The 23,789-nt window shown below is 51.0% G+C and carries 26 protein-coding genes and 1 other annotated feature; of the genes, 15 read left to right on the top strand and 11 right to left on the bottom strand.

The genetic code is table 11. From position 1 onward, the window contains the following. Nucleotides 1-129: 129 nt before the first annotated feature. Nucleotides 130-1,059 carry a 6-phosphofructokinase II gene (gene pfkB, locus HV229_RS13875; protein WP_181545674.1) on the bottom strand — a complete coding sequence of 310 codons (930 nt, stop codon included), beginning with the start codon at nucleotides 1,057-1,059 and terminating at the stop codon, nucleotides 130-132. A 287-nt stretch (nucleotides 1,060-1,346) separates the two neighbouring features. On the opposite strand from pfkB, the gene HV229_RS13870 reads away from it, so the two are divergent. Then, nucleotides 1,347-2,105, top strand: coding sequence for a YdiY family protein (locus HV229_RS13870; protein ID WP_181545673.1), 759 nt, complete (start codon nucleotides 1,347-1,349; stop codon nucleotides 2,103-2,105). A 167-nt stretch (nucleotides 2,106-2,272) separates the two neighbouring features. On the opposite strand, the gene yniD is transcribed toward HV229_RS13870, so the two are convergent. Continuing rightward, nucleotides 2,273-2,380, bottom strand: a complete 108-nt coding sequence (gene yniD, locus HV229_RS13865; protein WP_003030590.1) for a small membrane protein YniD — start codon at nucleotides 2,378-2,380, stop codon at nucleotides 2,273-2,275. 304 nt (nucleotides 2,381-2,684) lie between these two features. Here yniD and thrS point away from each other — a divergent pair, with 304 nt between their 5' ends. The 8 genes from thrS (at nucleotide 2,685) to ihfA (ending at nucleotide 9,960) form a co-directional block, all read left to right on the top strand. Further along, the gene (gene thrS / locus HV229_RS13860) at nucleotides 2,685-4,613 is read left to right on the top strand and encodes a threonine--tRNA ligase (protein WP_047500283.1); all 1,929 of its coding nucleotides are present in this window, start codon (nucleotides 2,685-2,687) and stop codon (nucleotides 4,611-4,613) included. 3 nt (nucleotides 4,614-4,616) lie between these two features. Continuing rightward, a complete protein-coding gene (gene infC / locus HV229_RS13855) occupies nucleotides 4,617-5,159 on the top strand; it encodes a translation initiation factor IF-3 (RefSeq protein ID WP_048997935.1) in 543 nt (180 codons plus the stop codon). A gap of 96 nt (nucleotides 5,160-5,255) precedes the next feature. Further along, on the top strand, nucleotides 5,256-5,453 hold the full coding sequence (gene rpmI / locus HV229_RS13850; RefSeq protein ID WP_003030583.1) for a 50S ribosomal protein L35: 198 nt from the start codon (nucleotides 5,256-5,258) through the stop codon (nucleotides 5,451-5,453). A gap of 55 nt (nucleotides 5,454-5,508) precedes the next feature. Beyond that, nucleotides 5,509-5,865: a 50S ribosomal protein L20 gene (gene rplT, locus HV229_RS13845; protein ID WP_003030578.1), complete on the top strand. Its 357-nt coding sequence runs from the start codon at nucleotides 5,509-5,511 to the stop codon at nucleotides 5,863-5,865. Nucleotides 5,866-5,985: 120 nt separating this feature from the next. Continuing rightward, nucleotides 5,986-6,110 (top strand) — a sequence feature (Phe leader region). Further along, nucleotides 5,991-6,035 (top strand): pheST operon leader peptide PheM, encoded by a 45-nt coding sequence (pheM, locus tag HV229_RS26145; RefSeq protein WP_001386830.1) that lies wholly within the window; start codon nucleotides 5,991-5,993, stop codon nucleotides 6,033-6,035. Its footprint overlaps the feature before it by 45 nt. Before the next feature lie 159 nt (nucleotides 6,111-6,269). Further along, the gene (gene pheS / locus HV229_RS13835; protein ID WP_016152865.1) at nucleotides 6,270-7,253 is read left to right on the top strand and encodes a phenylalanine--tRNA ligase subunit alpha; all 984 of its coding nucleotides are present in this window, start codon (nucleotides 6,270-6,272) and stop codon (nucleotides 7,251-7,253) included. 15 nt (nucleotides 7,254-7,268) lie between these two features. Continuing rightward, nucleotides 7,269-9,656, top strand: a complete 2,388-nt coding sequence (gene pheT / locus HV229_RS13830; protein WP_016152866.1) for a phenylalanine--tRNA ligase subunit beta — start codon at nucleotides 7,269-7,271, stop codon at nucleotides 9,654-9,656. 4 nt (nucleotides 9,657-9,660) lie between these two features. After that, a complete protein-coding gene (gene ihfA / locus HV229_RS13825) occupies nucleotides 9,661-9,960 on the top strand; it encodes an integration host factor subunit alpha (protein ID WP_003030571.1) in 300 nt (99 codons plus the stop codon). A 40-nt stretch (nucleotides 9,961-10,000) separates the two neighbouring features. On the opposite strand, the gene HV229_RS13820 is transcribed toward ihfA, so the two are convergent. The 5 genes from HV229_RS13820 to HV229_RS13800 form a co-directional block, all read right to left on the bottom strand. Further along, complete coding sequence (locus HV229_RS13820) at nucleotides 10,001-11,230, bottom strand: NupC/NupG family nucleoside CNT transporter (protein ID WP_181545672.1); 1,230 nt, start codon at nucleotides 11,228-11,230, stop codon at nucleotides 10,001-10,003. Between the two features lie 3 nt (nucleotides 11,231-11,233). Further along, nucleotides 11,234-12,196 (bottom strand): nucleoside hydrolase, encoded by a 963-nt coding sequence (locus tag HV229_RS13815; RefSeq protein WP_080858713.1) that lies wholly within the window; start codon nucleotides 12,194-12,196, stop codon nucleotides 11,234-11,236. A 17-nt stretch (nucleotides 12,197-12,213) separates the two neighbouring features. Next, entirely contained in the window at nucleotides 12,214-12,948 is a 735-nt protein-coding gene (locus HV229_RS13810; RefSeq protein WP_016152869.1) for an outer membrane protein OmpK, read from the bottom strand. A 31-nt stretch (nucleotides 12,949-12,979) separates the two neighbouring features. Next, nucleotides 12,980-14,194, bottom strand: a complete 1,215-nt coding sequence (locus HV229_RS13805) for a PfkB family carbohydrate kinase (protein ID WP_181545671.1) — start codon at nucleotides 14,192-14,194, stop codon at nucleotides 12,980-12,982. A gap of 85 nt (nucleotides 14,195-14,279) precedes the next feature. Then, the gene (locus tag HV229_RS13800; RefSeq protein ID WP_181545670.1) at nucleotides 14,280-14,438 is read right to left on the bottom strand and encodes a DUF1427 family protein; all 159 of its coding nucleotides are present in this window, start codon (nucleotides 14,436-14,438) and stop codon (nucleotides 14,280-14,282) included. Nucleotides 14,439-14,742: 304 nt separating this feature from the next. On the opposite strand from HV229_RS13800, the gene btuC reads away from it, so the two are divergent. From btuC to selO, 6 genes are all read left to right on the top strand, one after another. After that, a complete protein-coding gene (gene btuC / locus HV229_RS13795; RefSeq protein WP_032931198.1) occupies nucleotides 14,743-15,723 on the top strand; it encodes a vitamin B12 ABC transporter permease BtuC in 981 nt (326 codons plus the stop codon). Between the two features lie 60 nt (nucleotides 15,724-15,783). Beyond that, the gene (locus tag HV229_RS13790; RefSeq protein ID WP_016156341.1) at nucleotides 15,784-16,335 is read left to right on the top strand and encodes a glutathione peroxidase; all 552 of its coding nucleotides are present in this window, start codon (nucleotides 15,784-15,786) and stop codon (nucleotides 16,333-16,335) included. Continuing rightward, nucleotides 16,335-17,084, top strand: a complete 750-nt coding sequence (gene btuD, locus HV229_RS13785) for a vitamin B12 ABC transporter ATP-binding protein BtuD (protein ID WP_080858716.1) — start codon at nucleotides 16,335-16,337, stop codon at nucleotides 17,082-17,084. The genes HV229_RS13790 and btuD overlap by 1 nt, the downstream gene beginning before the upstream one ends. Nucleotides 17,085-17,161: 77 nt before the next feature. Then, nucleotides 17,162-17,626, top strand: a complete 465-nt coding sequence (locus HV229_RS13780) for an NlpC/P60 family protein (protein WP_003832591.1) — start codon at nucleotides 17,162-17,164, stop codon at nucleotides 17,624-17,626. 319 nt (nucleotides 17,627-17,945) lie between these two features. Beyond that, nucleotides 17,946-18,659: an EAL domain-containing protein gene (locus tag HV229_RS13775; protein ID WP_016152875.1), complete on the top strand. Its 714-nt coding sequence runs from the start codon at nucleotides 17,946-17,948 to the stop codon at nucleotides 18,657-18,659. Between the two features lie 61 nt (nucleotides 18,660-18,720). Further along, on the top strand, nucleotides 18,721-20,163 hold the full coding sequence (gene selO, locus HV229_RS13770) for a protein adenylyltransferase SelO (RefSeq protein ID WP_103766224.1): 1,443 nt from the start codon (nucleotides 18,721-18,723) through the stop codon (nucleotides 20,161-20,163). Here the strand turns inward: selO and HV229_RS13765 are convergent. From HV229_RS13765 to chuS, 4 genes are read right to left on the bottom strand one after another with little or no spacing between them, the layout of a single operon-like run. After that, nucleotides 20,160-20,939 (bottom strand): heme ABC transporter ATP-binding protein, encoded by a 780-nt coding sequence (locus tag HV229_RS13765; RefSeq protein WP_181545669.1) that lies wholly within the window; start codon nucleotides 20,937-20,939, stop codon nucleotides 20,160-20,162. The genes selO and HV229_RS13765 overlap by 4 nt on opposite strands. Beyond that, nucleotides 20,932-21,924, bottom strand: a complete 993-nt coding sequence (locus HV229_RS13760) for an iron ABC transporter permease (RefSeq protein WP_181545668.1) — start codon at nucleotides 21,922-21,924, stop codon at nucleotides 20,932-20,934. The genes HV229_RS13765 and HV229_RS13760 overlap by 8 nt, the downstream gene beginning before the upstream one ends. Then, a complete protein-coding gene (locus HV229_RS13755) occupies nucleotides 21,924-22,745 on the bottom strand; it encodes a hemin ABC transporter substrate-binding protein (RefSeq protein ID WP_049268798.1) in 822 nt (273 codons plus the stop codon). Before HV229_RS13755 ends, HV229_RS13760 begins: the two co-directional genes overlap by 1 nt. After that, nucleotides 22,742-23,773 carry a hematinate-forming heme oxygenase ChuS gene (chuS, locus tag HV229_RS13750; RefSeq protein ID WP_016152880.1) on the bottom strand — a complete coding sequence of 344 codons (1,032 nt, stop codon included), beginning with the start codon at nucleotides 23,771-23,773 and terminating at the stop codon, nucleotides 22,742-22,744. The genes HV229_RS13755 and chuS overlap by 4 nt, the downstream gene beginning before the upstream one ends. Between the last annotated feature and the right edge of the window lie 16 nt (nucleotides 23,774-23,789).

The raw sequence follows: 23,789 nt of genomic DNA, 5'->3' as shown, positions 1-23,789 counted from the left end.
TGTGAAGACGCCCGGTCGCACATGATTCACTTCTTTGTAATCACGTGATTTTTTATCATAGACGTATAACACCCATGCCGACAGTTTTACGGGGAAATCCCCTTGTATCTAAACAAGGGGAAGCCGTTATTACTGAGCCAGATACGCGTATATTTTTTGCGTATCGTCTAAAGCGCACAGGCGCGTACCTTGATTCAGGGTGGCGGCGCTACCTGCGGCGACACCGTAACGAACAATATCTGCAAAAGGTGCGCTCTCCGCCAGTTTAAGCGTCATGGCCCCGACCATACTGTCGCCCGCGCCTACGGTACTTTGACTCTTCACTGGTGGCGGAACCACCTGGACACAGGTTTCACGATCAACGCCCAGCGCTCCTTGTGGTCCAAGCGAGACCACTACGCGATGCGCTTTTCCGCTTTGCACGATTTCTTGTGCGGCGTTGCGCACATCATCGGGCTGCGTGAGTTCGCGATTCACCAGCGCGCTCAGTTCTTTGAGGTTGGGTTTGACCAGTTCAATATTGCCGATGGTTAATGCTGCTGCCAGCGCTTCGCCAGAACTATCGACGATACAGCGAATCCCTTGTTTTTGTGCTGTGGTAATGAGCCGGGTCAACTTCTCAAGCTGTTCGCCAGGCGGCAAACTGCCGCTGATAACCAGCAGTGCGCCAGACTCAATTTCCAGCACCTGATCCTGAAGTTGGTAGAACTCATCATCGGTGAGCGCAGCGCCTGGCATGACGAAGCGATACTGTTCGCCGCTGGACTCAACGTGGACATGGAGATTTTGTCGGGTCCAGTCTTTAGCTTCGACGGTGGATACGGGAACATTTTCGTCGGCGAGCAAAGCAACAAGATGCTCTCCGGTGGCGCCACCCGCAGGGAAGATGGCCGTAGCGGTGCCGCCAAGATGGGCAATTGCGCGAGCGACGTTGATACCGCCGCCGCCGGGTTCAAAAACCGGCGAGGTACAGCGAAGCTTACCTTCCGGGTAGATTTGCGGCGTGATTGTTGCGCTATCGAGAGAGGGCGCAAGTGTTAACGTATAGATACGTACCATCTTTACCTCCTGTTAGGCTGTCCTCAGTCTGGCACTTAACCCCCCGAAAGTGAAGTAATTAACAACATGATTTTTCATATCTTTATTTAAAATATTCGCGTTAAAGATATATAAATAAAAAAACGGTTTAGGAACGCTCTTATTCAAAAAATGAAATAAGAATTTATTGCTATGTTATTCGAGTCTTTTTATAATTTGTTACCTTTCAAGGGTCTTTTGTCATTGATCCATATGAAAGTTTCCGAGACCGTTATGGTCTCTTTTTTTGTTGTACGGACTCTTAATAAATGAAGCTTTTGAAGACAGTGCCCGCAGCGTTACTGCTGACGGGTGGCCTGCTTGCGTCAATGCAGGCTGCCGCCGATGATTCCGTTTTTACTGTCATGGATGACCCTTCCAGCGCGAAAAAAACCTTTGAAGGTAACCTGAACGCGGGATATCTCGCCCAGTCAGGCAACACAAAAAGTTCTTCTTTAACTGCAGACACCACCATGACCTGGTACGGTCAAACTACGGCGTGGTCTTTGTGGGGAAATGCCAGCAATACCTCCTCAAATGATGAGCGTTCATCAGAGAAATATGCCGTAGGTGGCCGTAGTCGTTACAACATGACCGACTATGATTATCTCTTTGGTCAGGCAAGCTGGCTGACCGACCGTTACAACGGCTATCGCGAGCGTGACGTGCTGACCGCAGGTTATGGTCGTCAGTTCCTCAACGGACCGGTGCACAGCTTCCGTTTTGAATTCGGTCCTGGTGTGCGCTATGACGAGCACACGGATGGCATCACCGAAACACAGCCGCTGGGCTATGCGTCCGGGGCCTATGCGTGGCAGATGACGGACAATACTAAGTTTACGCAAGGTGTGTCGGTATTTGGTGCTGACGATACAACGCTCAATTCTGAAACAGCCTTGAACGTTGCCATCAACGAACACTTTGGGTTAAAGGTGGCTTACAACGTTACCTGGAACTCTGAACCACCGGCAACAGCGCCGGAGCATACCGATCGTCGTACTACTGTGTCACTCGGCTATCGTATGTAATGACAAGCCGGGTCAAATAATTGGCCCGGCTTTTCTCAATTAACGTTAAATTTATTTAATATTAAATCTGTGTTTTATTTTTAATACTTATCAATAACGCGCTATTTTCAGACGAATTCGATTTAATTGATAAATACAACGGAACCGGAACAGCGTGTGCCAGTATTTTAACCCCAGATCATCGCAGCCCAACGTAGCATCAGCATTGCCGCACAAATAACGAGCAGTATCACAACCATCTTCCAGTGTTTCTTCGCAAAGCGATTTGTTGGCATTGTCCTTTTCCTGCTCAGGTTAGATAACTTTATACAAGTGTAACAAAAACGTCAGGGTGTCAGTGAATTGATTTACATCATAGAGTGCGCGTTGATTGTTGCTTTGATCGGCTCGTAATGCCGTGTACACTGTCAAACGGTGTTATCAAAAAGCGGGTGTAGGTCCAGTGTAGCCATTAAGGCGACCAGTGACATATTTCGCAGAGTGAAGCGGGAATCAGCCCACACCTTTTTGATGATTTTAAATATTGAATCTTTGTATGTGATCTTACGTGTGGGTCACCACTGCAAATAAGGATATAACATGCCTGTTATTACTCTTCCTGATGGCAGCCAACGCCATTACGACCACGCTGTAAGCCCCATGGATGTTGCGCTGGACATCGGTCCAGGTCTGGCGAAAGCCACTATTGCTGGCCGTGTTGACGGTGAGCTGGTAGATGCTTCCGATCTGATTGAGCATGATGCGAAGCTCTCCATCATCACCGCGAAGGATGAAGAAGGTCTGGAGATCATTCGTCACTCCTGTGCGCACCTGTTAGGGCACGCGATCAAACAACTCTGGCCGCACACCAAAATGGCGATCGGACCGGTTGTTGATAACGGTTTTTACTACGATATCGATCTTGACCGTACGCTAACCCAGGAAGATGTCGACGCGCTCGAGAAGCGGATGCACGAGCTCGCTGAGAAAAACTACGATGTCATTAAGAAGAAAGTCAGCTGGTACGAAGCGCGTGAAACCTTCGTGAAGCGTGGCGAGACCTATAAAGTCTCCATTCTTGATGAAAACATTGCCCATGATGACAAGCCTGGCTTGTACCATCATGAAGAATATGTCGATATGTGCCGTGGCCCGCACGTGCCGAACATGCGTTTCTGTCATCACTTCAAACTGATGAAGACCGCTGGGGCATACTGGCGTGGCGACAGCAATAACAAGATGCTGCAGCGTATTTATGGTACTGCATGGGCCGATAAAAAAGCCCTGAATGCCTACCTGCAACGTCTGGAAGAAGCGGCCAAACGCGACCACCGTAAAATCGGTAAGCAGCTTGACCTGTATCATATGCAGGAAGAAGCGCCGGGTATGGTGTTCTGGCACAATGATGGCTGGACAATCTTCCGTGAACTGGAAGTCTTTGTTCGCTCAAAACTGAAAGAATACCAGTATCAGGAAGTTAAAGGTCCGTTCATGATGGACCGCGTGCTGTGGGAAAAAACAGGTCACTGGGATAACTACAAAGATGCGATGTTCACGACCTCCTCTGAGAACCGTGAATACTGCATTAAGCCCATGAACTGCCCGGGCCACGTGCAGATCTTCAATCAGGGTCTGAAATCCTATCGTGATCTGCCGTTGCGTATGGCCGAGTTTGGTAGCTGCCACCGTAATGAGCCGTCAGGCGCGCTGCATGGCCTGATGCGTGTTCGTGGCTTCACTCAGGATGATGCACATATCTTCTGTACAGAAGAGCAGATCCGTGATGAAGTTAACGCTTGCATTCGTATGGTCTACGATATGTATAGCACCTTTGGCTTCGAGAAAATCGTCGTCAAACTGTCCACTCGCCCCGAAAAACGTATCGGTAGCGATGAAATGTGGGACCGTGCTGAAGCTGACCTGGCCGTTGCGCTGGAAGAAAACAACATCCCGTTTGAGTACCAACTGGGTGAGGGCGCATTCTACGGTCCGAAAATTGAATTTACCCTGTATGACTGCCTCGATCGTGCATGGCAGTGCGGTACTGTACAGCTGGACTTCTCTCTGCCGTCCCGTTTAAGCGCCTCTTATGTTGGCGAAAACAACGAGCGTCAGGTGCCGGTTATGATTCACCGCGCAATTCTTGGGTCGATGGAACGTTTCATCGGTATCCTGACCGAAGAGTTCGCTGGCTTCTTCCCGACCTGGCTTGCGCCAGTTCAGGTTGTCGTCATGAACATCACCGATTCACAGTCTGAATACGTCAACGAATTAACGCAGAAACTACAAAATGCGGGTATTCGTGTAAAAGCAGACTTGAGAAATGAGAAGATTGGCTTTAAAATCCGCGAGCACACTTTACGTCGTGTCCCTTATATGTTGGTCTGTGGCGACAAAGAGGTAGAAGCAGGCAAAGTTGCCGTGCGCACCCGTCGTGGCAAAGACTTGGGCAGCCTGGACGTAAATGAAGTGATTGAGAAGCTGCAACAAGAGATTCGCAGCCGCAGTCTTCAACAACTGGAGGAATAAGGTATTAAAGGCGGAAAACGAGTTCAAACGGCACGTCCGAATCGTATCAATGGCGAGATTCGCGCCCTGGAAGTTCGCTTAACAGGTCTGGAAGGCGAAGCTTTGGGTATTGTGAGTCTGAGAGAAGCGATCGAAAAAGCTGAAGAAGCTGGAGTAGATTTAGTTGAAATCAGCCCTAACGCCGAACCGCCAGTTTGTCGTATTATGGACTACGGCAAGTTCCTTTATGAAAAGAGTAAGTCTTCTAAGGAACAGAAGAAAAAGCAAAAAGTTATCCAGGTTAAGGAAATTAAATTCCGTCCTGGCACCGACGATGGCGATTACCAGGTAAAACTCCGCAGCCTGGTACGCTTTCTGGAAGATGGCGATAAGGCTAAGATCACGCTGCGTTTTCGCGGTCGTGAGATGGCCCACCAACAGATCGGTATGGAAGTGCTCAACCGCGTCCGTGACGATCTGAGTGAACTGGCAGTAGTCGAATCCTTCCCTACGAAGATCGAAGGCCGCCAGATGATCATGGTGCTCGCTCCTAAGAAGAAACAGTAAGGCCTTCAAGTAGCAATGTCTGTGGAGCCTGCGGGTTCCACAGCCGTTGTTCGCCTACGTTTCGTTTATTAACAATGCGAAGTGGAAGTTATTAAAATGCCAAAAATTAAGACCGTACGCGGTGCTGCTAAGCGCTTCAAAAAAACCGGTGGTGGTGGATTTAAGCGTAAGCACGCAAACCTGCGTCATATTCTGACCAAAAAATCTACTAAGCGTAAACGTCACCTGCGTCCAAAAGGCCTCGTTTCTAAAGGCGATCTGGGTCTGGTTATCGCGTGCCTGCCGTACGCATAAGCCGTTAACGTTTAATTAATTTTTTTACTAAGAATATAGATACAGGAGAGCACATATGGCTCGCGTAAAACGTGGTGTAGTTGCCCGTGCACGTCACAAGAAAATTTTGAAACAAGCTAAAGGCTACTACGGTGCGCGTTCTCGCGTATACCGCGTTGCCTTCCAGGCTGTTATCAAAGCTGGTCAGTACGCTTATCGTGACCGTCGTCAGAAAAAGCGTCAGTTCCGTCAACTGTGGATTGCGCGTATCAACGCAGCAGCACGTCAGAACGGTATTTCTTACAGCAAATTCATCAACGGCCTGAAAAAAGCCTCTGTTGAAATCGACCGTAAGATCTTGGCTGACATCGCAGTATTCGACAAAGTAGCGTTCACCGCTCTGGTCGAAAAAGCGAAAGCAGCTCTGGCATAAGCCGGTGAAAAGAGGGAGCCTGGCTCCCTCTCTTTTATTTGTAGTGCAATCAATTGGTTGACAATTTATCCGTAAGCCTTTTCAATAAAGGTTGTCCGGTTTTTACCACACAAGGTAACGCAAGCATGAATGCTGCTATTTTCCGCTTCTTCTTTTACTTTAGCACCTGAACTCAGGAGGCTTGCGCGTGAAAGAAGAAACGGAAAACAGCGCCTAAAAGCCTCCCTGGTGGAGGCTTTTTTTATACACGTTATCCTTCAGGCTGCCTCTGCGTTGGCTGCAGTCGCTTCCCCCAGTCACATATTTGTCTGGGGATTAGCGCTCTACTGCTGCCTTGACTCAGCCAGAATGATTTTGTGTATATACGAGCGACTAGTGAATATCGCAACATAACGAGGAAAACCATGTCACATCTCGCAGAGCTGGTTGCCAGTGCAACGGCCGCCATTAACCAGGCTTCAGATGTTGCCGCGTTAGACAATGTCCGCGTCGAATATTTGGGCAAGAAAGGGCACCTGACCCTTCAGATGACTACCCTGCGTGAACTGCCGGCAGAAGAGCGCCCGGCAGCAGGTGCGGTGATAAACGAAGCCAAAGAGCAGGTTCAGCAAGCGCTGAACGCGCGTAAAGCCGAATTAGAAAATGCCGCGCTGAATGCTCGTCTGGCTGAAGAAACGATCGATATCTCCTTGCCTGGGCGTCGTATCGAAAACGGCGGTTTGCATCCGGTAACGCGGACTATCGATCGCATTGAAAGTTTCTTTGGTGAGCTGGGCTTTACCGTGGCGACCGGTCCGGAAATCGAAGATGACTATCATAACTTCGATGCGCTGAACATTCCTGGCCATCACCCGGCGCGCGCTGACCACGACACTTTCTGGTTTGATGCGACTCGTCTGCTGCGCACGCAGACTTCCGGCGTGCAGATCCGCACCATGAAAGAAAAACAGCCGCCGATCCGTATTATCGCTCCGGGCCGCGTATATCGTAACGACTACGATCAGACGCACACCCCAATGTTCCATCAGATGGAAGGGCTGATTGTTGATACCAACATCAACTTCACCAACCTGAAAGGCACTCTGCATGATTTCCTGCGCAACTTCTTTGAAGAAGACCTGCAGGTTCGTTTCCGTCCTTCCTACTTCCCGTTCACCGAACCTTCTGCGGAAGTCGATGTGATGGGTAAAAATGGCAAATGGCTGGAAGTATTGGGTTGCGGAATGGTTCACCCGAACGTGCTGCGTAACGTCGGTATCGATCCGGAAATCTACTCTGGCTTTGCATTCGGTATGGGTATGGAGCGTCTGACCATGCTGCGTTACGGCGTAACCGATCTGCGTTCTTTCTTCGAAAACGATCTGCGTTTCCTCAAACAGTTTAAATAAAGGCAGGATAAAACAATGAAATTCAGTGAACTGTGGTTACGCGAATGGGTAAACCCGGCGATTGATAGCGATGCGTTGTCAAACCAAATCACGATGGCGGGTCTGGAAGTTGACGGTGTGGATCCTGTTTCTGGCGCGTTCAACGGCGTTGTAGTGGGTGAAGTGGTTGAGTGCGCTCAGCATCCTAACGCTGACAAACTGCGCGTCACCAAGGTGAATGTCGGCGGCGACCGCCTGCTGGATATCGTCTGCGGTGCGCCAAACTGCCGTCAAGGGCTGAAAGTGGCTGTAGCAACCGTTGGTGCCGTTCTGCCGGGCGATTTCAAAATCAAAGCCGCAAAACTGCGCGGTGAGCCGTCTGAAGGCATGCTGTGCTCGTTCTCCGAGCTGGGCATTTCCGACGATCACAACGGTATTATCGAACTGCCTGTCGATGCACCAATTGGTACCGATATCCGTGAATACCTGAAGCTTGACGATAATACTATCGAAATCAGCGTCACTCCGAACCGCGCCGACTGCTTAGGCATTATCGGTGTGGCACGTGACGTTGCTGTACTGAACAAAGCCCCTCTGGTTGAGCCGGAAATAGCGCCAGTAGCCGCAACCATTAGCGACGTCCTGCCGATTCAGGTCGACGCGGTGGAAGCCTGCCCACGCTATCTGGGCCGCGTGGTGAAAGGCATTAACGTTAAAGCGCCAACCCCGCTGTGGATGAAAGAAAAACTGCGTCGTTGCGGCATCCGCTCGATCGATGCCGTGGTTGACGTGACTAACTATGTGCTGCTCGAATTGGGCCAGCCGATGCACGCATTCGACAAAGACCGCATTGAAGGCGGGATTGTTGTCCGCATGGCAAAAGAAGGTGAAACCCTGGTATTGCTGGACGGCAGTGAAGCGAAGCTGAATGCGGATACGCTGGTGATTGCGGACCATAACAAAGCGCTGGCAATGGGCGGCATCTTTGGTGGCGAACACTCCGGTGTGAATGATGAAACGCAAAACGTCCTGCTGGAATGCGCGTTCTTCAGCCCGCTGTCTATTACCGGTCGCGCACGTCGTCACGGTCTGCACACCGATGCCTCTCACCGCTATGAGCGTGGTGTCGATCCGGCGCTGCAACATAAAGCCATGGAGCGTGCTACGCGCCTGCTGATTGATATCTGCGGCGGCGAAGCGGGTCCAATCATTGACGTGACGAACGAAGCCTCGCTGCCAAAACGCGCAACCATTACGCTTCGCCGTAGCAAACTGGATCGTCTGATCGGACACCATATTGCAGATGAGCAGGTGAGCGATATTCTGCGCCGTCTGGGTTGTGATGTCACGGAAGGGCAAGATGAGTGGAAAGCGGTAGCACCGAGCTGGCGTTTCGATATGGAGATCGAAGAAGACCTGGTCGAAGAAGTCGCCCGTGTATACGGTTATGACAATATCCCGAATACGCCAATTCAGGCGGGTCTTATCATGGGTACTCATCGTGAAGCGGATTTGTCGCTGAAACGCGTAAAAACCATGCTGAATGACAAAGGCTACCAGGAAGTTATTACCTACAGCTTTGTCGACCCGAAAGTCCAGGCGCTGCTACACCCGGGTGAAGAAGCGCTGTTGCTGCCAAGCCCAATCTCGATTGATATGTCGGCAATGCGTTTATCCCTGTGGACCGGCTTGCTGTCTACGGTAGTGTACAACCAGAATCGTCAGCAAAACCGCGTGCGTATTTTCGAAACGGGTTTACGTTTCGTACCGGACACGCAGGCCAACCTCGGGATCCGTCAGGATCTGATGCTGGCGGGCGCGATCTGCGGTAACCGTCATGATGAACACTGGAATCTGGCAAAAGAGACCGTTGATTTCTATGATCTGAAAGGCGATCTGGAAGCGGTTCTCGACCTGACCGGCAAGCTGGCGGATATTCAATTCAAAGCTGAAGCGAATCCAGCACTGCATCCGGGGCAGTCTGCGGCGATTTATCTGAAAGGTGAACGCATTGGTTTCATTGGGGTTGTTCATCCTGAACTGGAACGTAAACTGGATCTGAACGGTCGCACTCTGGTGTTTGAACTGGAGTGGAACAAGCTCGCAGACCGCGTGGTGCCTCAGGCGCGTGAAGTTTCTCGCTTCCCGGCGAACCGCCGCGACATCGCGGTCGTTGTGGCAGAAAACGTTCCCGCTGCGGATATTTTATCCGAATGTAAGAAAGTTGGCGTAAATCAGGTAGTTGGCGTAAACTTGTTTGACGTGTACCGCGGTAAGGGTGTTGCGGAGGGTTATAAGAGCCTCGCTATCAGCCTGATCCTTCAGGATACCAGCCGTACACTTGAAGAAGAGGAGATTGCCGCTACCGTCGCCAAATGTGTAGAGGCATTAAAAGAGCGATTCCAGGCATCATTGAGGGATTGAACCTATGGCGCTTACAAAAGCTGAAATGTCAGAATATCTGTTTGATAAGCTTGGGCTTAGCAAGCGGGATGCCAAAGAACTGGTCGAGCTGTTTTTCGAAGAGATCCGTCGTGCTCTGGAAAATGGTGAGCAGGTAAAACTCTCTGGTTTTGGTAACTTCGATCTGCGTGATAAGAATCAACGTCCGGGCCGTAATCCGAAAACGGGCGAAGATATTCCCATTACAGCACGGCGCGTGGTGACCTTCAGACCCGGACAGAAGTTAAAAAGCCGGGTTGAAAACGCAACGCCGAAAGAAGAGTAATCTGAACTAACTAAAAAGGCCGCGAATGCGGCCTTTTTTCTTAGTGGGCCAGAAGGAAAAACAGCCCGGTCAGTGCTGCACTCAGCAGGTTAGACAACGTGCCCGCCAGGATCACTTTAAGCCCCATTTTAGCAATGAAACTTTTTTTCCCCGGCACAATCCCCCCCAGTACGCCAATCAATGCGGCAGGAGAGGACAAATTGGCAAACCCAGCCAGCGCCATGATCGTTATTATCTGCGAATATTCCGACAGTTGGTCTTTCATTGGAATAAAGCTGGTATACGCGACGAACTCATTCAACACCAATTTTTGACCTAACAGGCTGCCAATTTGCAAGACTTCGTTAGCGGGAATGCCCAACAGCCAGGCAACCGGAGCAAAGAGGTAACTGAAGATAAATTGTAGCGTGACGTTACCATAGCCGAAAAAGCCACAAAACCAGCCCAACAAGCCGTTCACCATAGCAATTAATGCAATCAGTGCCAGAAGCATTGCCCCCACGTTAGCGGCGAGCTTCAGCCCGATAGTCGCGCCATTTGTCGCCGCTTCAACGATGTTGATAGGCTTTTCATCTTGACCAAGCATATTGCCTGACACGTCGGCAGTGTTTTCGGGTTCCGTTTCTGGAAACAGCATTTTCGCCATTAACAGACCGCCTGGTGCTGACATAAAAGAGGCGGCTACCAGATAGCGAATTTCGATCCCCATACTGGCATAGCCAACCAACACTGAGCCTGCGATAGAGGCCACACCACCTGTCATGAGGGCAAACAGTTCTGAGCGCGTCATGCGTGGCGCATAAGGCTTCATCAGGACGAAGACGTCAGTATTGCCCGCAAAAATATTGGCCGTTGCAGCCATGGATTCTGCCGGGCTGGTGCGTAGCAGTTTATGGATACCCGTACCGATGAGGCGGATAATCCACTGCATGATGCCCAGGTAGTACAGCACGGAGAACAATGCTGACATAAAAATGATAATCGGCAGAACATGCACGGCAAATACAAACCCCATTTTGAACTGTCCGAGATTACCGAAGAGAAAGTTAATCCCTTCCGACGAATAGTTCAGCATGCCTGACAGACTGTTTGATATGGCGAGTAAGATTTTTTCCCCTAAGGGGACATACAGGATAAATGCAGCAAAAAGAGCCTGGATTGCAAAGGCGCCGCTAACAGTGCGAAACCGGATAGCTTTGCGATTTTCTGAACATAGCCAGGCAACGAGTAACAGGACAACAATGCCAAGTATGACGATGAGTATCTGCATGGTTTATCCCTCATCGGCATCAATGATGCTACGGAAAAGATCTTTAAAGAGAGCGTCCCGCTCAATAAATTTTGCGACCTGAATGACGTGACGGCGGTTATCAAAACTCCAGCTCAGATTGTCATTGATCAAAGGGGATGTACGGTATTCACAGGTGAACCAGTCAGGATTCAGGACATAGCCAACCGTAGTGATATCCCAAATGACTTTGCGGGATGCAAAACCAATCCAGGGGCATCGCGGGGCAATTTCAGCAAAGTAGCTACCAATGCGGCTGGTCTCTGCAAAATAGTGCTGCATCTCTGGGACCGATGAGGCCATAGTGTTAGCCACGCCAAAGCAGGGAATTTGGGTGAGCGCTACGCCGCTATCAAAAAGTACCCGACTCGCCGCAATGTCCTGCATCAGGTTGAATTCATGATTATCTTTCCAGGCATAACTGTTACCCCCAAGCCAGATGACATGAATCTTTGTGACGATGTCCGGCGCGAGGAGCAGTGCGTTAGCGATATTGGTCGGCGCGGCGATTGCGAGTACATGTAATGTTTGCTCAGCCGTTCTTGCCCGGTTAATCAAATCCTGTACTGCTGCTGACATCTCCGGCTGGTTGCTATCTTTCAGATAGCGTGTTGAACCCTGAAATATTTGCGGTATGTTTTCGCGGCGGGGGAGTTTGTTAAATACGCGATAGATCTCATCGACGCTCAGTTGCATGCCTACTGCGGGATCGTCAACATATGTGTGCGAGCCCTCTTTACCAAAATAGTGGTTGGTAAACGGAGCGGCGTAAACAGCTTGCAGATCGAGGCGCTCCGGGTGTAAGAATGCCCAGGCAATGGCCATCTGATCGTCAATTTCATTGTAGGTATCGCTGTCAATAACGATAGGTACTTTGCCATACTTAGGTGGCGTAATTAAGGCAATACGCTGCGCTGAAGTTAATTCAGGCCAGTGGATACTTAACATCGTTAATGTTCCTTAAGTTAGAAGTCGTAGGCCAGTCGATAAATGAGAATATCGCCATATCCATCCGCACCAAGTTTGTTATAAAAGTATCGATACATTAATGTGGTGGATATATGAGGCATGATTTTCCAGGTAATATTCAGGCCGCCGTTTAAACCATTGCTACCATGATTGTTAGCGGTATAGTCATCATTACGGTCAAGTTCTATTTCATTCCAATTGGACAGTAAGAAGTCCTGGTTGAGAAGATTGAAAGCATAACCAGCGTTCCATCCAATTGAGAAACCATTGAGTCCATTAATATCATAAGCTGGGCCAAAATTACTGTGCGCGGTAATATACTGACGAGCAATCCAGGGTTTAAACCACCATCCATCGCCTTTCAGGTCGGTATAGCCAAGCCCAATAAATTGATTCGTCTCTTTAAAATTAGGGCTTTGCGAATTATAGACTTTTGTAAATAGGCTGGCACCCGTTTTCCAGAGGTAGGTATGGATTTCACCATTCGCAGTCTGCCCCTGATTTCCCTCGTCGTCTAGAATATTTTCAAAATCATAAAAACCGTACATCTCACCCCAATCAAAACCAATACCTCCCTCAATACCAATTAAGGCTTGTTCATATTCGAGGTCTTTAACACCGGCATCCCAGGATTGATAGTCAAAATGTATATTTCCCCAACCGTATTGTTGTTCAGCTAATGAGGAAAAAGCTACGCACGATAATAAAGCCCCGAAGGCGATTTTTTTCATTTTATATCCCTATTTTGGTGGTGGGTTAATATCAGTATTTATTACAAGCTAATCGTTTTAATACGAGTTCATGGGATGGCATATTGGCTGCGCCTTCACGCTCTACGGCCAGTGCTGCAAATACACAGGCGTAATGAATTGCGTTGGCAATATTTTCTCCACAGGCAAGTCGTGCAGCGAGTGCACCATTAAATGCATCACCGGCGCCGGATGTATCAATATTAACGGCGGGATATGCCGGGAACTGTTGGTGTGTAGATCCATCAAATAACCAGCACCCATCTTTGCCTAACGTAATTAGAATATATTGTGGTCCCATTTGGTGCATGGTTTCGGCGGCCTGACGAATATCGTCTGGCGTACGAATAGCCTTGCCAATTATCGCCTCTGCTTCTGTGAGGTTTGGGGTCAGGATGTGTGTCCAGCGGAGAAGATCTGTCACTTCCTTGCGCCATGGTGCTGGATTCAGGATTGTCATCACCCCGGCGGCATGTGCGAACTTAATAGCTTGAGCTGTAGCATCAGGATTGTTTTCCATCTGCGTCAAAAAAACATTGGCGGTGCCTATCTCGTCATAACAGGATATAATTTCTTCACTCGTTATTTCCTGATTAGCCCCTGGATTAATAACGATTACATTATCGCCAGCCTCTTCGGATATCATCACTACGGCACTGCCGGTTGGTGCATCATTTTTGGTAAAGATTGTTAGTTTTTCTAATCCTACGCCATTTAAAAAATGCTGGGCTTTGGTTGAAAACTCATCTTCACCTAATTTGACCGTAAAATAAGTGCGAGCATTGGCTTGTGCGGATGCTATCGCCTGGTTGCTGCCTTTCCCGCCGGGTAAACAACAGGAAAAAAGCGCGCGCGTAGTTTCCCCTGAAATAGGAAAACGGTGAAGCCGATATACTAAGTCGGTATTAAATGAACCCAGAATGTAAACTTTCCCACTGTTTTCGTTCATTGATATTTCTCGTTCGATCTTTGATTGGTTAATGATGATGTTTTGGTGCAAATAAAGAGAGTTGTTCTCATATAATGGGAATGCATTGTCGTGATTATATACAGCACCTCCATAGCATGAGCGGACATGTCCTGTTTTTACGAGGTCATTGATGTCGCGGCGGAGTGTTCTTTCCGTAACATCAAGTACCTTAACAAGAGATGATATTTTTACACTTCCTTGTTTTTTGAGTAGTGTTAAAATATAGCGAAGACGCTGTTTTTTGTAACGACAGGGCATCTAATCCTCACTTTTCATGAATGTGATGAGAGGTCCATGTAATAAGTTTATTTTGTCTATACGTTAATTTCTTTGGTGAATGAATTTATTTGTTGAATAAATAATTAAAGATCTGATTACCACTAAGTACACCGATGATACCAAATACACCAGGCCAGGCAGCAGGGGCTGGAATGGGGAGTTTTATTAATGTAAATATGAAACCAATAATTGCACCGGAAATAAGCGAAAGAATTATATCCATAAGATAATTCCTGAGGGTGTTATGATGATATGAAGACTACACAATATATTTACGTGTTGATGAGAAGACAATCACACAAAACTTCTGCAACCGGACATCTTGTCCGGTTGTGGTTATTTATTTAATCTCAGGAACGATATTAATAATGACAGCTACTACCTGGTATTGCTGCCAGCATTGCATTATGCAAAAGACTAAGGTTCATGCTGTTTTGGGCCATTGCCTCATTTGCGGTAGAGCTTCCTTCCATGTTTTTTGCTTTCATCGTAAAATTAATGAGATAACCCATAAAAAAAGTATAAACATGCAACCTTTTGCACAATTACAACGTCGGCGAGACCGATACTGGTTAGGCACTTTATCGCTGTTGCTATTGGTCATGCTCGTGATTAGCTTATGCGCAGGAGAACAGTGGATCGCCCCCGGCGACTGGTTCAGCGCCCGCGGCGATCTGTTCGTCTGGCAAATCCGATTTCCCCGTACCCTCGCCGTTTTGCTGGTAGGCGCTGCGTTGGCCTTATCTGGCGCAGTGATGCAAGCTCTCTTTGAAAACCCGCTCGCAGAGCCTGGATTACTGGGCGTGTCTAATGGCGCGGGCGTCGGGCTCATCGCGGCGGTGCTGCTGGGGCAGGGGCAGCTCCCCGGCTGGGCGTTGGGCTTATGCGCCATCGCTGGGGCGCTGATTATCACGCTTATTCTGCTCCGTTTTGCCCGCCGTCATTTGTCTACCAGCCGTCTGCTGTTGGCGGGGGTGGCGCTGGGCATTATCTGTAGCGCGCTGATGACATGGGCCATCTACTTCTCCACTTCTTTTGATTTGCGACAGCTAATGTACTGGATGATGGGGGGCTTTGGCGGCGTTGACTGGCATCAGGCCTGGCTCATGGTGGCGTTGATTCCGGTGCTGGTGTGGATCTGCTGTCAGTCGCAGCCGATGAATATGCTGGCGCTGGGGGAGACTTCTGCACGTCAGTTGGGATTGCCGTTATGGTTCTGGCGCAACCTGCTGGTGGTCGCCACGGGCTGGATGGTTGGCGTAAGCGTGGCTCTGGCGGGAGCGATTGGCTTTATTGGGCTTGTGATCCCACATATTCTGCGGCTGTGCGGCTTAACCGATCATCGCGTGTTACTGCCGGGCTGCGCGTTGGCTGGCGCTATCGTGTTACTGTTGGCTGATGTTGTCGCGCGTCTGGTGCTGGCCTCGGCTGAGCTGCCAATTGGCGTGGTGACGGCCACCATGGGCGCACCGGTATTTATCTGGCTATTGTTAAAAGCCGCGCGCTAGAACGCGTTGATTCGGTCTATGATTAAAAACTGAAAATCCACATGTTGTTCTGGAGATGCTATGCAAAACACTATCCTCGATACAGACGTGACGACCATCGACGGCGAGGTGACCTCACTGCAGCCGTATGCCGGAAATGTGCTGTTAATCGTCAACGTTGCTTCAAAATGTGGGCTAACGCCGCAATATGAGCAACTGGAGAATCTGCAGAAAGCCTGGCATCAGCAGGGCTTTACCGTTCTTGGGTTCCCCTGCAACCAGTTTCTGGGCCAGGAGCCGGGCAGTGAAGAGGAAATAAAAACGTACTGCAGTACCACCTGGGGCGTTACCTTCCCGATGTTCAGCAAAATTGAGGTCAACGGCGAGGGACGCCATCCGCTGTATCAGAAACTGATTGATGCCGCGCCAACCGCCGTTGCGCCTGCGGATAGTGGATTCTATGAGCGTATGGCGAGTAAAGGTCGGGCGCCGCTCTACCCGGACGATATTCTGTGGAATTTCGAGAAGTTTTTAGTGGGTCGGGATGGTCAGGTACTGCAACGATTTTCACCCGATATGACGCCTGAGGATCCTGTTCTGGTGCAATCCATCAAGACGGCGCTGGCAAACTAATGTCTCGATTGATGCAGCTACAGGACGTAGCAGAATCGACCCGACTCGGCCCGCTTTCTGGTGAGATAAAAGCAGGGGAGATCCTGCATTTAGTGGGACCTAACGGCGCAGGAAAGAGCACGCTGTTGGCGCGAATGGCGGGGCTGACGACCGGCAAGGGCAGCATCACCTTTGGTGATGTGTCATTGGATGAATGGCCGGCAGCAAAGCTGGCGCAATATCGTGCTTATCTTGCGCAACAGCAAAACCCGCCGTTTGCGATGCCGGTCTGGCATTTTCTGACGCTGCATCAACCCGATAAAGCACGCACCGATCTGTTACAGGAAATCGCCGATGCGCTTGGGCTTGGAGATAAGCTGGGACGCAGCGTGAATCAGCTCTCCGGCGGTGAGTGGCAGCGCGTGCGCCTGGCTGCGGTTATCCTGCAGATTTGCCCACAAGCGAATCCATTCGGCCAGCTTTTACTGCTGGATGAGCCGATGAACAGCCTGGACGTGGCGCAACAAAATGCGCTGGACCGGATGCTGGGTCAGCTGTGTTTACAGGGCATCGCGATTGTAATGAGCAGTCATGACCTTAATCACACCTTACGTCATGCGCACAAGGCCTGGCTCCTCAAACGCGGGAAGCTGCTTGCCAGTGGTGCTCGTGATACGGTACTAACGCCGGCCAATCTGTCTGCGGCTTATGGCGTGAACTTCCGTCGTTTGGATATTGAAGGCCACAGAATGCTCATATCAACCACTTAAGTTAAATGGGTTCTTGAAAATCATATAATTTCCACGCTAAATTGGCATAAAAATATAATTCAGAGGATTCGTCCTGAATGCGCTTTTGGCTTCTTTTCATCACAGCATTGTTTTTGGCGGGCTGCAGCAGCCATCGTGCTCCTGCGCCAAATGCCCGCTTGTCGGATTCTATCGCCGTTATCGCCGGGCTTAATGACCAGCTACAAACCTGGCATGGCACACCCTATCGTTATGGCGGCATGAGCCGTAGCGGAGTGGATTGTTCTGGATTTGTATTGATGACAATGCGCGATAAATTCGATCTGCAACTCCCGCGTGATACGCGCACGCAATCAAAGATTGGTACCGAAATTGATAAAGATGATTTGCTGCCCGGCGATCTGGTGTTCTTTAAAACCGGGTCTGGGGAAAGCGGTCTGCATGTCGGAATTTACGATACCAATAATCAATTTATTCATGCCTCAACCAGCCGTGGTGTGATGCGCTCGTCACTGGACAACGTTTACTGGCGCAAAAACTTTTGGCAGGCGCGACGTATTTAATCCTCATCAGTCACGAGGCTGCCTACGGCTGAGCAGCCTCGACATTTCCATTTGATAGTAACTTCTTATTTCTGCCGCCAGCCGGACAATACCCCTGAACATTAAGAGCGTATCTTGCTAAAAATATGATTTATTCCGAGATATTAAAAAGTGCAAAGCTGGATATTCGCTTATAATCAGGATAAGCTAAAAAAAAGGGATTCGATTTACTGGCTATAAAGGGAAAAATGAAAGGGCCTCTACTTGCATCAGCAATAACGTATTTCTCCATCCTTTGCTACAGGATGCCGGATAACACCTATGCAGAGGGGCTGGCACGATGATTGTTTCAATGGATACTCTTTACCATTCAGAGTTCTCTTTTCTCCCTGCGAGAAACGAAAAAGGCGATCTTGAATACGTAGATATCATTACCAGTTTTGCCAGTGCGCAGGGGGATGTGCGTATACCCACCGAGCTGGTCCTACCTCGGATGTCGGACGAAGAGCAATGTCGGTTATTTACCGAAAAGCTTGAATTAATCGAAACGTGCCAACATTTTTTTATTCAACGAAAGGTTTCTGCCTGGATTAATTTAACGCCGGCAATTGCTAATACTTTATTATCAGATACTAAATTTGCTTCACAAGTTGAACGATTGTCATTTCTGGAACTGGCTATTAATGAAAACTATCCAGAGTTAAATAATGGAAAAGCGAATCCAACGTTGGCAGCACTGGCGGCGCGATTTCCATTAGTACTGACAAACTATGGTGCTGGCGGCATATCAAACCGGGCAATTTTTGATGGGCTGTTCAAACGCGTCGTGCTCGATAAAAACTTTGTTCAACAAAGGATTACACATATTTCGTTTGAGCCGTTTATGCGGGCTATCCTGGCACAGCTATTTCCCAGCAGTGAGTCAATTATCATTAGCGGTATTGATACACCCGAGATGTTAGCGCGCGTACTGCCTCTGGGATTCAGCGCCATGCAGGGCGCGCTGTGGCCTGCTGTACCCCCCGCGCAGATAATTTCGCTCGCGAAGATATAACCCTCATATTTGCTGGTGTTTAACAGGCTTTTAACAGTCTACACTAGAGACAGGAGGCCCTATGACCCTGTCTTTTACCACCCGCTGGCGTGATGAATTACCAGCAACCTATACAGCACTTTCACCCACTCCCCTGAAAAACGCGCGCCTGATCTGGCATAACGATGCGCTGGCGGAGCAATTAGCTATTCCAGAGACACTATTTGATATTCCGACCGGAGCCGGTGTTTGGGGCGGTGAATCGTTGCTTCCCGGGATGTCGCCTTTAGCGCAAGTTTATAGCGGACATCAATTTGGCGTCTGGGCGGGCCAGCTTGGCGATGGACGCGGGATCCTGTTGGGCGAACAACAGCTCGCTGACGGCTCAACGTGTGACTGGCACCTGAAAGGCGCCGGACTTACGCCTTATTCCCGTATGGGGGATGGTCGCGCCGTACTGCGCTCGACAATTCGCGAAAGCCTGGCCAGCGAAGCGATGCATTACCTGGGAATACCGACCACGCGGGCATTGTCGATTGTTACCAGCGACACGCCGGTGTATCGCGAAACGGTAGAATCAGGGGCGATGCTCATTCGCGTGGCGCAAAGCCATCTGCGCTTTGGCCATTTTGAGCATTTTTACTATCGCCGTGAGCCGGAAAAAGTGCGCCAGTTGGCTGACTTTGCGATTCGCTATTATTGGCCGCAATGGCAGGAAGAAGCCGATAAGTATCAGCTGTGGTTTAACGATGTTGTCACGCGTACTGCGACGTTAATCGCGGACTGGCAGGCGGTGGGATTTGCGCATGGTGTCATGAACACCGACAACATGTCGATTCTGGGACTGACGATGGATTACGGTCCATTCGGTTTCCTTGATGACTACGTGCCCGATTTTATCTGCAACCACTCAGACAACCAGGGTCGATACAGTTTCGATAATCAACCGGCCGCGGCGCTTTGGAACCTGCAACGTCTGGCGCAAACTCTGTCGCCATTTATCCCGGTCGAGGCGCTTAATGATGCGCTGGACAGTTATCAACTGGCGCTGTTAACTCGCTACGGTCAGCGGATGCGACAAAAGCTTGGCTTCTTTAGCGAGCAAAAAAACGATAACGAACTGCTTAGTGAACTGTTTAACCTGATGGCGCGGGAAAGAAGCGACTATACGCGAACGTTTCGCATGCTCAGTCAGACGGAACAACACAGCGCGCAATCCCCGCTGCGCGATGAGTTTATCGACCGCGCAGCGTTTGATGACTGGTTCACGCGGTATCGCTCACGCCTGCAGCAAGACAACATTGCCGACGCAGTCAGACAAACGCAGATGAAGGCGGCTAATCCGGCGATGGTATTGCGTAACTGGTTGGCGCAACGGGCGATTAATCAGGCAGAGCAGGGGGATTACGCCGAGCTGCATCGGTTACACGAGGCGTTGCGTACCCCATTTGTCGATCGTGATGATGACTATGTCAGCCGTCCACCTGACTGGGGCAAACGGCTGGAAGTGAGCTGTTCAAGCTAAGGGGCCAGAAACACCTGCGGGGATCCGTTGGCCGGATGCTGGCCAACGTGTACCTGCGCGCCATACCAGCGTTTCAGGTCATCGGCCTGTAACACGGCCTCAGGCGTTCCCTGCGACACCAGCCTGCCGTTGTGCAGCAACACTATTCTGTCTGCCCACAGTGCGGCGAGATTCAGATCGTGAAGCACAATGCACACATGCAGCTCTTGTGAAGCGGTAAGCGTCTTCAGCAAGCGCAACAGATGCTGCTGGTGGTAAAGATCCAGCGCAGAGGTCGGTTCATCAAGGAATAACCAGCCGCGAGGCGCGCCGTCGCACCAAAGTTGCGCCAGTGCACGGGCTAACTGTACTCGCTGTTGCTCGCCGCCGGAAAGCGCGGCGTATTGCCGGCCCGCCAGCGGTGTACATCCGGTCATTTCCATCACCTGAGCGATAAGTCGAGGTTCCGACCGCTGGGTCCAGGGCGCACGCCCCATCGCGATGACGGCCTCTACCGGCCAGTCAAATCCCAACTGCGTTTGCTGGCGCATCACCGCCCGATGCCGCGACAGTGTCTGGGTATGCCATTCATCCAGCGGTTTACCCGCCAGCACGCAGCGCCCTGTAGCCGGTTTCAGAAAACCGGTCAGCAGGCGCAGCAGGGTGGATTTCCCCGCACCGTTTGGGCCGATGAGCGCCACCAGTTCACCTTTTTCGAGAGCAAGAGAGACGTCGTCAATCACCGCTCTGCCCGCGACGCGATAGTGAAGCCCTTCAGCGATGAAATGTTCAGCCATGCGGTCCTCGCTGACGAAAAATAAGCCATAAAAACCACGGTGCGCCCAGAAGACTGGTTAGCAAACCGACCGGCATTTCCGCAGGCGCAACCGCCGTACGGGCCAGCGTGTCGGCTATCAGCAATAAAAATGCGCCCGTCAGCACGGAACCTGGGATAACGGCCCGATGGTCTGAGCCGAGCCACATGCGTATCAGATGCGGGATAACCAGCCCGATAAAGCCAATTACGCCGCTTACCGCCACGGCTGCGGCAACCAGCAGTGCGCTACAAAGTAGCAAAACACGCTGAACGTTACGCACATCTACGCCGAGGTAATGCGCCTCTTCCTCTCCTAACTGCAGCAGGTTCAGCGCCGGTGCCAGACGCCAGATGATCAGCACCGTCGGGACAGTCAATGAAGTGACAGCCAGCAGCGTGGACCATTGCGCGGCCCCCAGACTGCCCATCCCCCATAGCGACAGCTGGCGCAGTTGCGCGTCATTACTGACCCACGACAAAACGCCAACCGCCGCCCCGCACAGCGCGTTGATGGCAATACCGACCAACAGCAGACGTGAGAGTGAAGCGTCGCGCTGTTGGCTAAGGATAAAAATAACCACCGTAGCTGCCAGCGCACCGAGAAAAGCGGCCAGCATGGGGGCGTACAGCATCAACAGCGCGGGCAAAGAGACCGGCAGCACTACCCACAGGGCGACGGCGCAGGCGGCACCGCTGCTTATCCCCAGTAATCCCGGATCGGCAAGCGGGTTGCGAAACAGGCCCTGCATCACGCAGCCCGCGAGCGCCAGAGAACCGCCAATCACCAGCGCTAGCAGGACGCGGGGCAGGCGAATGGTGAGCCAGATTTGACGCAGTGCCTCATCGCCATCACGCCACAGCAGACTTACCGGCAGGCGCAACGCGCCAAAACCGGTAGCCATAATTGTCATCACGACCAACATGAGTGCGAGTGTCCATAAAGAACAACGGATACGTCGCGACATCAGGGCAATTGCTCAGCTTTAGCGCGAAGCTGCAAAATGGCCTGCGGGGTGCGTACGCTAAAGCCGAGCAGCGCCATATCGTCAACCTGCAATACCTGTTTATTTCGTCCGGCAGGCGTCTGCGCCAGGCCCGGCAGCGCCCACAGGTTATCTTCGCCACCCATCGCCTTAACGCCGTCCTGTGAAATCACCACCAGATCGGGCTGGCTGGCAATGACACCTTCCTGCGACAGCGGCTGATAGCGGTTAACACCCTGCATTGCGTTGCGCAAACCGGCGGCACGAATAGCCGCATCGGCTGCGGTTTGCTGGCCCGCCGCCATCGCGGTCATCCCGCCATGATTGAGAATAAACAGCACGCGTTTGTTGAGTTCAGATGACGGCAGCGCCGCCAGTTCCTGACGGAAGCGGGTGCGCAGCGTTTCGCCATCGGCCTCCCTATGGGTGGCTTCGGCGATGACGCGAATTTTTTCATCAATAACATTAAGCGCGTTGCTTGCCGGGATCGTCACAACCCTGACGTTGCTCTGTTCGAGCTGTTTTAGCGCCAGAGAGGGCTGCGCCTGCGCGCTGGCAAGGACCAGCGTAGGGCGGGTGGCAAGGATCCCTTCGGCGTTGAGCTGGCGCAAATAACCGACATCAGGTAGGGCGTTTGCTGCTTCAGGCCACTGGCTGGTGCTGTCTCGCGCCACAAGGGAAGACTGTGCTCCCAGTGCGTATACAATCTCGGTGACATCGCCACCGAGAGCAACAACCCGTTCCCTGGACGCAGCCATCGCGACGATGGGCAGTAGCGCAATCAGGACCAGCAGTTTTTTCATGCGGCCAGCCCTTTCGGCGTCAGTGCGTCAATTTGCGCGCGCCATTGCGTCTGCTCCGGTTCGCCTTCCGTTCGTTGACCATACAACTGGGCGATTTGCGTGCCGTCGGCAGCAAACAGTTCCAGGCTGGTGACGTGGCCATCGGCGGTCGGTTTGCGCGTTACCCATGTTTCTGCCACGCTCTCTTCCAGCAGGTGTAAGGTAAATGTCGGGTTGAATATGTTCAGCCAGCCTTTCATCGGCACCAGTTTTTCTATCACACCGGTAAAAATCTGTACGCAGCCACGATTACCTACAAAGACCATAATTTCATTGCCATCCTGGCGCGCGGTGTCGAGTAACTGCGCCAGAGCGCTATTTGCGACTTTACAGGCCAGATCGTCGCCCACCAGGTTAAACGCCTGTTGGCGGGTGAGATCGTGGCGTTTCAGCAGACCGAAGAACTGGTGTACATCGGTCATGGCTCGCCACTCTTGATCAACGGTCTGCGCATCGACCGTGACGGTGGCTGGAGCAGAAGGGGGGGCGGGTTGCAGCGCCAGAGGCGGGTTTTCAGCGAAGATGAAACGGGTCAGCAACGCAGCCCATTCCTCAATGAGGGTATTCTGTGTGGCATAGACCTTCAGTAGCGCATCCCCCTGATGGTCAAAGAACTGAATGCTCTGACGCTCACCGTGGGCGGTTGTTTCGCTGATATGGAACACGCTTGCCCACTGATTGAGGAACAGGCGCAGGTCGAGGGCGCGCGGATTGAGTACCAGTCCGGCATGACCGTTCAGGTGCTGATTGGTAAACGCACCAACCTGCTCATGCACCGCATATTCGTTGCGGCATATACATTTGGTTTCGCCGACGGCTTCCAGTGCGCCGAGGATTTCACGCACTTCGCCACGTAAGCGCCAGGCGTCATGACCGACGCGCGCGAAGGTCAGTTCGGCTTCGCTAATATTCATCAATCCCGCAATATCACGTGCGTATTTGCCAGGATTTTCTTTCTTCAGTTCCAGCCAGCGTGTGTAATGATTCATTGTCTCTTCCTTCCAG

Source organism: Citrobacter sp. RHBSTW-00524, assembly GCF_013747755.1.
Taxonomy (GTDB): domain Bacteria; phylum Pseudomonadota; class Gammaproteobacteria; order Enterobacterales; family Enterobacteriaceae; genus Citrobacter; species Citrobacter braakii.
The sequence above is the reverse complement of the archived record's forward strand: the minus strand, read 5'-3'. Positions and strand labels throughout refer to the sequence as shown.

Excerpts from the sequence above, each read along its gene's own strand:
- pfkB (WP_181545674.1), bottom strand. The coding sequence starts at position 1,059 with ATGGTACGTATCTATACGTTAACACTTGCGCCCTCTCTCGATAGCGCA.
- HV229_RS13870 (WP_181545673.1), top strand. The coding sequence starts at position 1,347 with ATGAAGCTTTTGAAGACAGTGCCCGCAGCGTTACTGCTGACGGGTGGC.
- yniD (WP_003030590.1), bottom strand. The coding sequence starts at position 2,380 with ATGCCAACAAATCGCTTTGCGAAGAAACACTGGAAGATGGTTGTGATA.
- thrS (WP_047500283.1), top strand. The coding sequence starts at position 2,685 with ATGCCTGTTATTACTCTTCCTGATGGCAGCCAACGCCATTACGACCAC.
- rpmI (WP_003030583.1), top strand. The coding sequence starts at position 5,256 with ATGCCAAAAATTAAGACCGTACGCGGTGCTGCTAAGCGCTTCAAAAAA.
- rplT (WP_003030578.1), top strand. The coding sequence starts at position 5,509 with ATGGCTCGCGTAAAACGTGGTGTAGTTGCCCGTGCACGTCACAAGAAA.
- pheS (WP_016152865.1), top strand. The coding sequence starts at position 6,270 with ATGTCACATCTCGCAGAGCTGGTTGCCAGTGCAACGGCCGCCATTAAC.
- pheT (WP_016152866.1), top strand. The coding sequence starts at position 7,269 with ATGAAATTCAGTGAACTGTGGTTACGCGAATGGGTAAACCCGGCGATT.
- ihfA (WP_003030571.1), top strand. The coding sequence starts at position 9,661 with ATGGCGCTTACAAAAGCTGAAATGTCAGAATATCTGTTTGATAAGCTT.
- HV229_RS13820 (WP_181545672.1), bottom strand. The coding sequence starts at position 11,230 with ATGCAGATACTCATCGTCATACTTGGCATTGTTGTCCTGTTACTCGTT.
- HV229_RS13815 (WP_080858713.1), bottom strand. The coding sequence starts at position 12,196 with ATGTTAAGTATCCACTGGCCTGAATTAACTTCAGCGCAGCGTATTGCC.
- HV229_RS13810 (WP_016152869.1), bottom strand. The coding sequence starts at position 12,948 with ATGAAAAAAATCGCCTTCGGGGCTTTATTATCGTGCGTAGCTTTTTCC.
- HV229_RS13805 (WP_181545671.1), bottom strand. The coding sequence starts at position 14,194 with ATGCCCTGTCGTTACAAAAAACAGCGTCTTCGCTATATTTTAACACTA.
- HV229_RS13800 (WP_181545670.1), bottom strand. The coding sequence starts at position 14,438 with ATGGATATAATTCTTTCGCTTATTTCCGGTGCAATTATTGGTTTCATA.
- btuC (WP_032931198.1), top strand. The coding sequence starts at position 14,743 with ATGCAACCTTTTGCACAATTACAACGTCGGCGAGACCGATACTGGTTA.
- HV229_RS13790 (WP_016156341.1), top strand. The coding sequence starts at position 15,784 with ATGCAAAACACTATCCTCGATACAGACGTGACGACCATCGACGGCGAG.
- btuD (WP_080858716.1), top strand. The coding sequence starts at position 16,335 with ATGTCTCGATTGATGCAGCTACAGGACGTAGCAGAATCGACCCGACTC.
- HV229_RS13780 (WP_003832591.1), top strand. The coding sequence starts at position 17,162 with ATGCGCTTTTGGCTTCTTTTCATCACAGCATTGTTTTTGGCGGGCTGC.
- HV229_RS13775 (WP_016152875.1), top strand. The coding sequence starts at position 17,946 with ATGATTGTTTCAATGGATACTCTTTACCATTCAGAGTTCTCTTTTCTC.
- selO (WP_103766224.1), top strand. The coding sequence starts at position 18,721 with ATGACCCTGTCTTTTACCACCCGCTGGCGTGATGAATTACCAGCAACC.
- HV229_RS13765 (WP_181545669.1), bottom strand. The coding sequence starts at position 20,939 with ATGGCTGAACATTTCATCGCTGAAGGGCTTCACTATCGCGTCGCGGGC.
- HV229_RS13760 (WP_181545668.1), bottom strand. The coding sequence starts at position 21,924 with ATGTCGCGACGTATCCGTTGTTCTTTATGGACACTCGCACTCATGTTG.
- HV229_RS13755 (WP_049268798.1), bottom strand. The coding sequence starts at position 22,745 with ATGAAAAAACTGCTGGTCCTGATTGCGCTACTGCCCATCGTCGCGATG.
- chuS (WP_016152880.1), bottom strand. The coding sequence starts at position 23,773 with ATGAATCATTACACACGCTGGCTGGAACTGAAGAAAGAAAATCCTGGC.